General features: G+C 38.7%; 8 protein-coding genes. 3 read left to right on the top strand and 5 right to left on the bottom strand.

What is annotated here, in order from left to right:
- Positions 1-350 precede the first annotated feature (350 nt).
- The 5 genes from F3G76_RS06440 to mqnE are packed head-to-tail and all read right to left on the bottom strand — an operon-like array spanning position 351 to position 5,089.
- Positions 351-1,037, bottom strand: coding sequence for a pilus assembly FimT family protein (locus tag F3G76_RS06440; protein ID WP_148823588.1), 687 nt, complete (start codon positions 1,035-1,037; stop codon positions 351-353).
- Between the two features lie 3 nt (positions 1,038-1,040).
- Positions 1,041-2,258 carry an ArnT family glycosyltransferase gene (locus tag F3G76_RS06435; RefSeq protein WP_103573461.1) on the bottom strand — a complete coding sequence of 406 codons (1,218 nt, stop codon included), beginning with the start codon at positions 2,256-2,258 and terminating at the stop codon, positions 1,041-1,043.
- Positions 2,259-2,267: 9 nt separating this feature from the next.
- On the bottom strand, positions 2,268-2,708 hold the full coding sequence (locus F3G76_RS06430; protein ID WP_012001533.1) for a phosphoribosyltransferase: 441 nt from the start codon (positions 2,706-2,708) through the stop codon (positions 2,268-2,270).
- Positions 2,709-2,720: 12 nt separating this feature from the next.
- A complete protein-coding gene (locus tag F3G76_RS06425; RefSeq protein WP_103587469.1) occupies positions 2,721-4,013 on the bottom strand; it encodes an NCS2 family permease in 1,293 nt (430 codons plus the stop codon).
- Between the two features lie 11 nt (positions 4,014-4,024).
- The gene (gene mqnE / locus F3G76_RS06420) at positions 4,025-5,089 is read right to left on the bottom strand and encodes an aminofutalosine synthase MqnE (protein WP_103569336.1); all 1,065 of its coding nucleotides are present in this window, start codon (positions 5,087-5,089) and stop codon (positions 4,025-4,027) included.
- 110 nt (positions 5,090-5,199) lie between these two features.
- On the opposite strand from mqnE, the gene F3G76_RS06415 reads away from it, so the two are divergent.
- The 3 genes from F3G76_RS06415 to F3G76_RS06405 all read left to right on the top strand — a co-directional run bounded on the left by F3G76_RS06415 (position 5,200) and on the right by F3G76_RS06405 (position 10,436).
- Complete coding sequence (locus tag F3G76_RS06415; protein WP_149706234.1) at positions 5,200-7,698, top strand: HD domain-containing protein; 2,499 nt, start codon at positions 5,200-5,202, stop codon at positions 7,696-7,698.
- A gap of 3 nt (positions 7,699-7,701) precedes the next feature.
- A complete protein-coding gene (gene glmS, locus F3G76_RS06410) occupies positions 7,702-9,513 on the top strand; it encodes a glutamine--fructose-6-phosphate transaminase (isomerizing) (protein ID WP_103594898.1) in 1,812 nt (603 codons plus the stop codon).
- A 128-nt stretch (positions 9,514-9,641) separates the two neighbouring features.
- Complete coding sequence (locus F3G76_RS06405) at positions 9,642-10,436, top strand: CsgG/HfaB family protein (protein ID WP_103637399.1); 795 nt, start codon at positions 9,642-9,644, stop codon at positions 10,434-10,436.
- Position 10,437: the final 1 nt, after the last annotated feature.

The following is a 10,437-nucleotide window of genomic DNA, read 5'->3' as shown; positions in this document are numbered from 1 at the left end:
CTCTGAGCCAGGATCAAACTCTCCATATTAATTACCTATCTAATAGAATAGGATTTTTATTATGAAGTTTTTAATCAAAAAAACTTTTAGTTTTTATATTAGTTTGTCTAATCTATTATTTAATCATAATAGACTGGCTCAATCGATCACTTGTTTAGATTTCAAAGATTGACTAATAGTTTAACAATTGTAAGTTAAAAGAACAACGATAAGAAAAAGGCTTTATTAACGTTGAAGTTAAAGGTGGTTTCTCGTTTCGTGAGCTGGAATTATATATGAGGGATGCTTAAATGCAGATTAAAAAATGGCAACTTTTTTAAAAAATAAAAACTATAAATTTTTAATCAAATTTAACTATTTTCTTTTATGGATGCAAAGCCACTTTCTTTTTCTATAGTAATGGTTGTTTGATTGCCACGTTTATCTGTTATTGTTATACTGCAATCTTTTTTAACAAGTCTATCGTATGGTCGCTTTATACCACCACCAACTGTGCTTATTGTCCACATCGGTCGTCCCATTTCATCAAAAGCGATTTTTTTCTTAGCATTTCCTTTTACACATCCACCAGATAGGGTTACATCTGTTATACCAAATCTTTTTTCTATATTTAACTCTTTGTTTATCTTTTTGCAGTCACCACCTGACATACCACTCCAGCCAGCTGTTAGTAACTTTCCAGTCTTATAAATATCACTTGCAAATTCATCTTGTGAATTCGGGTTTCCAGTCATACTTTTATCATAATAAACACTATATTTCCAAGTTTGCTCATTATTTTTATCGACCGAACAGCCGTCTACTTTATCTTTAGCAAAAGCTATCGTCCAGCGCTGTTTTGCCCATCCTTTTTCGGTAATAGAATATTTATCATCCTGCATAGCGAGGTGTTGAGTGTATCTTATATGAGTTAGGACCTGATTTGCAGCTTCTCTTGAGGCATTTCTGTTTAGTTTTGGGATCATAATGGCAGCTAAAATTCCAACAACAACAATAACAAAAACAAGCTCTATCATCGTAAAAGCTCTTTTTTTCATAGCTTATCGTTCCTTGATATTGAAATTTGCAACTACTTTTCCCATTTTTTCTATACTAATTTTTGACTTCTCATCTAAATCGGCACTTGCTAATAAATTTTTAGAGTAACTTTTTGTTTTTATCCCATAAAATTTAAGCCTTAGCGCAAGCCTTGTATCATCAGTCGCTATATCTTGCACTCCAGCCTCTTTTAGCTTATCTGCTAGCTCTTTTGCTACATCGAATTTATATGTGAGATGTTTTGTAGGATCGCTTAAAAAGAGGTAAAAAATTTGATTAAAGATGATCGCTGACCAGTTAAATATCAAAAAGAGCATCACTAAGCTAGTGCAAATTTTATGACCTTTTCTAAATTTTGGCAGCCTCACGCGATATGAGTTGAAAAAAACTCTAACCATAAGTGGCGTTGCGATCACGCAAAATGGCAAAAACTGCTCAAGCTCCAGCCTTTGGCGCACAGAGACTATCATACAAAAGCAAAATGAGCAAATGGCAATAAACCACAAAAGATCCTTCTTCTCCTTAACCCAAATTCTATAAATCGTATATATAAAAAAGATAAAGACAAATGGCGAAAATACAGCGGCAAATATGCCAAAAGTATCGATAAAATGCCCACTTGGTCTGCCATTTGTTTCAAAGCCAAAAAAGTAAAGTGTCAGCAAAAATAAAATGGCGCTTAGCCAAGCAAGTGGCGGCTTTCTTTTGTAAAGTGCAAATATAAAAAATCCTGCATAAAATATCAAAAAATCGCCATCTATGAAAAAGGCTAGGCAGAAAAAGATGCCAAATAAAATTTTCTTTTTAATATGAAAAAGATATATACACAAAAGCGCTAGAGTGATGCAAATTCCAGCGTTATTTATGATAAGGGCTGAAGCTAGCGTGCCAGGAAGCAGCACAAAAAGTAGAACTGCTATGATCCTGTCAAACTCGAGCTTAATGTAAAATTTACTCACCTTATACATCAAAACCACGCTTGCGATGTGAAAAAAGATCATCACGCCCCGCACAGCAAGGTCATTTTGACCAAAAAAATGGGTACTTAGTTTTAAGATGTAGCTTAGAAGGCTGTGCTTTTGAAAGAAAATTTCAGCCTCGTTGTAGCTTATGCTAAGAGAATTTGCCGCATAAAGTAAAAAAACAAAATCAATCAAACATATCAAAAACACGCTAAAAGCGATGTGTCTGCTAGCAAATTCTCTAACTCTTTCTAACAAATTTAGCCCTTAAATATGTATATCCCAGAAAAACTCAACCCAGTCATGAGCCTCTTTTACCTTAAATTCAGGCAAAAGCAGAGCCTTTTCTTTATAAAATACAGTTGCTATCTTTATATCTAAATTTGGATAGCGTTTAAGCAGCTCTCTTTTTATCTCGACCATGCTCTCGCCGCTATCGATGATATCATCAACAAGCAAAATTTTAGTGTATTTGCTAAGATCTGGCACGTTAAAAATTTGTATCGTATCAAGCTTGTTTGTATCCTCGTAGTGGATAGAATTTAGGGTAAATAAATTTCTATTTTCTAGCGCAACGGCTAGCGAGTGGCCAAGCGTTAGACCGCCTCTTGCCACGGCTAGTATCACCTCTGGATCAAATTCATCTTTTATCTGTTTTGCCATCTTTTTAGCATCAACGGCAAATTCATCGTAGCTATAAAATATCATCTTTCATCCTTATCAATGCACTAAAAATACGATAAAACTAATAAGCGCTAGCACGACTACGCCTAAATTTATATCGCTAAATTCTCTCTTTATGAGCTTAACTATGACGTATGACATAAAGCCAAATGCAAGACCGTTTGTGATCGAGTAAGTAAGCGGGATGAGCACAACTATGAAAAATGTCGCAACGCCGATGGCTGGATCTTTGAAATTTATGCTAGCAAGCTCGGCAAACATAAGCACGCCGACCATTACGAGGATCGGATAGATGGCGTTGCCAGGGATAGCTTTAAAAAGTGGCAACATAAATAGTGTAAGTATAAATAAAAGTCCGCAAAATACAGCCGTTAGACCAGTCCTACCGCCCTCTTCTACGCCGCTTGCGCTCTCTACAAACGATGTGGTCGTACTTACACCTACAAGCGAGCCAGCTGCAGTAGCAACGGCATCAGCTTCAAGAGTTTTTTCAAGTTTTACGACACCATCTTTTTTGTTTTCGTCAAATATCCCAGCCCTTGTGCCAACGCCAGCTAGCGTGCCTATCGAGTCAAAAAGATCGGTCACAAAAAATGTGATAATAACCGGTAGCAAGGCTAGGCTAAAGGCGCCTTTTATGTCAAGCTCTAAAAATATCGGTGAGATAGAGGCTGGCGTTGAGAAAATTTCTGTTGGATGAGGAGCGATGCCAAGTACCCAAGCGATCACTGAAGTGACAAGCACAGCCAGTATAAACGCGCCCTTTATCTTCCATGCCCAAAAGCAAATAACCAAAAATAGCCCCAAAACGCCAAGAAGCACGTTTGGATCTCTGAAATTTCCTATACCAACCAAAACCGCGTCGTTATTTACTATAAAGCCCATTTGCTGAAACGCAACAAAGCTGATAAACGTGCCTATGCCAGCGCTTATCGCTCTTCGTAGGTCAAGTGGGATGGATCTTATTATCCACATTCTAAAATTTGTAAAAGATAAGACGACAAATATCACGCCGCTTAGAAAAACAACGCCAAGAGCCGTTTGCCAAGGCACTTTCATACCGATGCAAAGACCAAATGTAAAATAAGCGTTAAGCCCCATGCCAACGCTCATCGCAACTGGTGTGTTCGCCCAAAGACCATTTAATACAGTAGAAAATATGGTAATTAGCGCAGTTGCAGTGATTAATGCCTCATAAGGCATGCCAGTTTTGCTCATAATGATCGCATTTACCGGCACGATATACATCATCGCCAAAAATGTCGTAAGTCCCGCTCCAAATTCCTGCTTCACACTCGTTTTGTTTTGTGCTAAGTCAAAAAATTTCACCCCAAGCTCCTTTAGTAAATTTTAAGTTCGTTATATAAGCTATCACGCTCAACCGGCGTAAAACCAGATGTTTTAATAAGATCGCAAAATGTCTTTAGCGTAACGCCATTTGCGCTATTTGCGCCGGCTGCACTTTGGATACTCTCTTTTTCTATCGTGCCATCAAGATCATCAGCGCCAAATTCCTGCGCTATCATCGCTAAATTTAAGGTCGATGTAGCCCAGTATGCCTTTATGTGCGGGACATTATCAAGCACTAGCCTCGAAATCGCCATAGTCTTTAAAATTTCAGCCGATCCTAGAAATTTAACATCTTTTAAGTAGTTATTTTCTCTTTGATAGACAAGCGGGATAAATGCGTTAAATCCGCCAGTTTCATCCTGCAAGTCCCTGATCCTTAGCATGTGATCGATCCTATTTTCACGGCTTTCTATGTGTCCAAAAAGCATTGTAGCGTTACTTTGTCTGCCCTTGTCGTGCCACATTTTGTGAATTTTGAGCCAGTTCTCGCTACTTACCTTGCCTTTGCAAATTTTAGCCCTGACCTCTTCGTCAAAAATTTCAGCCCCACCGCCTGGCATGCTATCGACTCCGTATTCGAGCATCTTTTCTATCACCTCATCGTAGCTTAAGCCGTAATGCCTTGATAAAAAATCAATCTCAGCCGCCGTCATCGCTTTTACGTGAAGCTCTGGATGAGCTGCCTTTATCTTTTTAAAAATTTCTAAGTACCACTGCCAGCCGCTAGTTGCGTTGTGGGCGGAGACAATGTGTATCTCTTTTACGCCGTGGCTCACGCTCTCATCAACGATCTTTAAAATTTCTTCGTGGCTCATTAGGTATGGATTTGGATTTTTTCTGTGGGCTGAAAATGCGCAAAATTTACAGATGTCAGCACAGATATTTGTTGGATTGATATGGCGATTTACGTTAAAAAAGACCTTGTTACCGTGCAGTTTTCTGCGCTTTTTGTCGGCAAATTTAGCCAAGGTAAAAAGATCAAGCTCATAAAGCGAAAAAGCCTCTTGCTTGCTTAATCTCTCGCCACTTTCTAGTTTTTGTAATAGATTCATTATTTATATCGTCCTAAAGCTGAACTTAAGGCTTTATTATAAGCAAATAAAGCTTTGTTTTTGCAAAAATTATGTAACATTTGCCAAGATATTTTTAACAATGGAAACACTAAATGCTAGCTGATAAAAGTGCCAAAAATAGCGATAATTATTCAAAAATCAAAGAGAAATTTCTTGATTTTAAGGCAAATTTGCCAAAACATTTTCAAAAAAACCAAGGCAGAAATTTCACAAATTTCTTAGCCAAAGAGTATGATGATTTTATAAAATCTTATTTAAATGAAACTATGCGAGAATTTTTTGATGAGTTTGTGCCACAAAACGACAGCTTTGCTTTTAGCGTTCTAGCCACTGGCAAATACGCTCAAACGCTACTTAGCGCAAATAGCGAGCTTGAAATTTTACTAGTTTATAAAAATTTAAAGGGCTATAATATAAAAAATTTCTTAAAAGAATTTTCTGAAATTTTAGATAGCTCTGGCATGAAATTTGTGATAAAAATTGCCGAAGTGGATGAAATTTTTATAAATTTCAAAGATGACCTTAAATTTAAAAGCGAAACCTCGCAACTTCGCTATATCTGCGGCTCAAAAAGCCTCTACCGCTTAGTAAAAAGCGAGATCATAAAGATAAAAGAATTTGATAAAAAAGCCTTTTTAAACTACCATTTAAAGGCATTTTTGCCATTTTCTAGCATAAGCTACTTGGCACAAGAGCCAAATTTAAAAAGTGGCTTTGGCGGAATAGATGAAATTTACCACCTAAACTGCATACTAAACTGCCTAGATAGCGATGTTTCGGTTAGATCGCAAGCCCTTAAAGTGATGAATGAAAAAGAGATAGCAAGTTTTAATCTAAATGTGGATTTTTTACTAAGCTTGCTAAGTGCTTTAAATTTAACTCAAAACACCGATACTTTCAGCGCCTCAAGTGTTGAGATCACGACAAATTTCATGCAGACAAAGTCCAAAAAGCTGCAAGACAACGAGAGCGTCATCAGCCAAAAGATGCTAAGCTCGATGAACAACGTAGCCATTTATTCAAGATTTATCGCAGCTTCGCTTTGTAGGCCATTTTTCAAAAGCGAGCTAAGCTTCGAGCAAAGAAAATTTGCTAGGCTAAAAAATGGCTTTTATGAGATAAATGGCGTCATCTACGTGCCGCTTCACAAAAAGCCAGCTCTTATCGAGGATCTCATAAATGAGCTTTTAGAGCTAAAAGATGTGGATTATAAATTTGATATAAGCGCGATCTTTTATATCAAGCGAGCCATCATCACAAAAGATGGCCTAGAGCGCGCTATAAGCGAGTTTAAGAAGATATTTTTAAGAGAAAACTCCTACGCTATCTTAAAATCCTTGCTCGATGCACAGATGATACAAATTTTGATAAAACCGATGGAGCATATCTCCCAGCTAGCAGAATATGACGGCTATCACGAATTTACGGTTGATGAGCATAGCATTTTAAGTGTCAAATTTCTTGAAAGTATAAAAGATAAATTTATAAAAAATCTCTACGCTGAGCTTTGCTTAGAGGGCAAAACGATGCTTAAGATCGTGACGCTTATGCATGATGTTGGCAAAGGACTTGGCGGCAAAGATCACGCAAACATCGGTGCAAACATCTTTAGAGCCTACGCGAACAAGCTAAATTTAAGCCAAAAAGCTATCAACATCGGCGTCATCTTGATAAAATACCACACCCTAATGAGCAACGTCTCAAACAGAGAGGACATCTACTCACAGCGCGTTATCTTCGCTTTTATCTCGAAGCTTGGCGACAAGCAGGTTTTAAAGCTACTTTACATCCTTAGCTACTGCGTGATAAACGCCACAAATGAGAGGCTTTACAACGCCTACACGGCAAAGCTTTTAAGAGAGCTTTATGAAATTTCTCTTAGCGCATTTAGCGATGAAAATTTACTTGATGAAGCGACAAGGCGGGTAAAAAAAGAGCAGTCTATAAAACGAAATAGCGAGTTTTTGGCGCTTGAGCCAAAGCTGCAAGAGAAAATTTTTAAGATCACATCAAATTTGGTCTTTACAAAATATAGCGCAAGCGAGATCATAAATTTAAGCAAAGTAGCTGATAGCTTAAACGAAACCGAAATTTTCATAAACAATAGTAAAAATTTAAGCATTCAAATTTATACAAACAAGAGCCTAAATTTAAGCGCCCTGCTCTATGAATTTGCCAAATTTGACCTTGCATATATGGAGATATTTGAGCTTTTTGAGAAGAAATTTTATATCAGGCTTGACTTTAACCAAAATGTAAAAAATCATGAGCTTGAAAATACCAAAATTTTAGCCCTAAAATCCCTAAATAGCGAGGTTTTAAGAGAGCCTTTGAAACCAAATATTAACAAAGATGAGATAAACTTCGAGCTAAATCACTCAAAAGATTACGCCAAACTTAGCATCAACGCAAAAGATCAGCGCGGACTAATGGCTTATGTGATGAGTGTTTTTGACAGGCTTCATTTTCAAGTCACGAGTGCTAGAATTCAGACGGTTAAAAATAGAACGAGAAATCTCTTTTTGATCGAGAAAAACGAGCGACTTGAGAGTAAAGGCGAAGAGATATTAAATTTATTAATAAGCGAGTAAAACATGTGTGGAATCGTAGGATACATCGGAGATAAAGAGAAAAAAGAGGTCATTTTAAGCGGTCTAAAAGAGCTTGAGTATCGTGGATACGACAGCGCTGGCATGGCTGTGATGAGTGATGGCAAGATCGACTTTTTCAAAGCTGTTGGCAAGCTTGAAAATTTAGCCCTAAAGACAAAGGACTTTACATCAGAGGGCTTTGGCGTGGCGATAGGTCACACACGCTGGGCAACTCACGGCAAACCAACTGAGATAAACGCTCACCCGCACCTTGGCGAGCACTCATTTGTCGTTCACAACGGCATCATCGAAAACTACAAAGAGCTTAAAGATGAGCTTGAGGCAAAGGGTGTGAAATTTGTGAGCCAAACCGACACCGAAGTGATCGTGCATCTTTTTGAAGAAATTTTAAAAGAGAAAAAAGACCCATTTAAAGCTTATGAGGCGACTATCGCAAAGCTTAGAGGCGCTTATGCGACGCTACTTATCACCAAAACTGCACCTGATAAGATATTTTTCGCAAAAGATGCCGCTCCTATGGCGATAGGCAAAAGCGACAAAAAAGAGCTATATTTTGCCTCATCAGATGCCCCACTTATCGGCAATGCAACCGAAGTGGCATATCTTGATGATAACAACTACGGCTACGTGAGCTTAGACGAGATAGCTGTTTTTAAACACGGCAAAAAAGCTAGCATAACCTTTAACGCACTGCCAAAAGATAAGAGCTATGCCCAAAAAGAGGGTTATACATTTTTTATGGAGAAAGAAATTTACGAGCAAGGCGCTGTTGTGTCTGAAACCATCATGGGCAGGGTCAAAAACCACAAAGTCACCCTTGAAAATTTAGACGACGAATACCTAAAAGGTATCGATGATATCGTGCTTTGTGCGTGCGGTACGAGCTACCATGCAGCGCTTGTTGCAAGCTATCTTTTTGAAAGGCTTGCTAAAGTTAGAACAAAGGTCGAAGTGGCAAGCGAATTTAGATATAGAAAGCCTTATCTAAACAAAAACTCGCTCTTCATAGTCATCTCGCAAAGTGGTGAGACAGCTGACACTCTTGAGGCACTTAGGATCGCAAAAGAGGCTGGGCTAAAGACGCTTGCGATTTGCAACGTCGATAACTCATCTATCGTTAGACTAGCTGATAATACGCTTCTAACTCGCGCTGGCATCGAAAAAGGTGTGGCAAGCACAAAGGCCTTTGCAACGCAAATCATCGTACTTTGGATGCTTGTGCTTCAAATGGCATCAGCAAAGGGATCTATCAGCAAAAAAGAGCTTGATCACGAGATCAAAACGCTTCTTCATATCCCACAAATTTTAAATATAGATAACTCTTTGCAAGAGAAGCTGCATCGCCTAAGCAAGCACTATTTGCACGGCCATGGCTTCTTCTTCATCGGTAGAGATATCTTCTATCCGCTAGCGCTAGAAGGTGCGTTAAAACTTAAAGAAATTTCATATCTTCATGCCGAGGGCTATCCATCAGGCGAGATGAAGCACGGACCTATCGCACTTGCAGATGAGAAGCTATTTACGATCGCTTTAATGCCTCAAAATTTACTATATGAAAAGACAAAGAGCAACGTCGAAGAGCTTGCTGCAAGAGATGCATATATCCTAGCGATCAGCCCACTTGAGTTTGAACTAAGCGATGACTACGTAAAAACAAGCGTTCAAGATCACTATATGAGCGAATTTTTCGAGATGATGCTAGTGCTTCAGCTACTTGCACTTGAAATTTCTGTTAGACTTGGCAACAACGTCGATATGCCAAGAAACCTCGCAAAAAGCGTAACTGTCGAATAATTTATGTGGCTGGCATCTTGCTGGCCGCTTAAATTTTACTTTTATATTTTTCTTTTAAAATTTAAGTTTTCACAAAATATTATTTTCTTATAATATTTGCACTTCTAATTACATTAAAAAGGATCTTCATGAAAAAGAGATTTTTAGTATCTAAGGTCTTTAGTAGCGTTGCCGCTCTTTGTTTATTTGCTGGATGCGCTAGCAGCAACAGCGGTGTAACTGGCGCTGCAGCAGGTGATACAGCCAAAAATGCCAACACGAAAATCGAGCGTTGCAGCCAAACACTAGGAACATTATCTTTTTACGAAGATCAAAGTAGCTCATGGTACTCATATCTAACTAGAGATTATCAGCTTGGCTCAACCGTACCGGTGCTAAGGATCTTAGCTCAGCAAACTGGCTGCTTCGTCATCGTCGAGCGTGGCAGAAGTATGGATAATATGATGCAAGAGCGCGCACTTGAAGCTAGTGGCGAGCTAAGAAAAGGTTCTAAATTTCACAAAGGTCAAGTCGTAGCAGCTGATTATACCATGCAGCCAGAGATCACATTTAGCAAAGAGGATACTGGCGGCATCAGCGGACTTGTAGGCGCTGTCTTTGGTAACGTTGCTGGCAAGGTAAGCGGAGGCTTTTCAAAGAGCGAAACGCAAACATCTTTGCTTCTCATAGACAACCGCTCAGGCGTACAGATCGCTGGCGCAGTCGGCAGTGATAGCAACTTTGACTTCTTTGGCATGGGCTCAAATTCATTTTCACGTGTGAGTGCTGGACTTGGTGGCTATACAAAGACACCAGAGGGCAGGATGATCGTAAATGCCTTTATGGACGCGATGAACCAACTTATAGTCGCGCTAAAAGACTATAAAGTCCAAAATGTAAAAGGCGGTCTTGGCAAAGGCGGAAATATAAAAATAGGAGACTAAG

This window comes from Campylobacter concisus, assembly GCF_902460575.1.
GTDB classification, from domain to species: Bacteria; Campylobacterota; Campylobacteria; order Campylobacterales; family Campylobacteraceae; genus Campylobacter_A; species Campylobacter_A concisus_AW.
The sequence above is the reverse complement of the archived record's forward strand: the minus strand, read 5'-3'. Positions and strand labels throughout refer to the sequence as shown.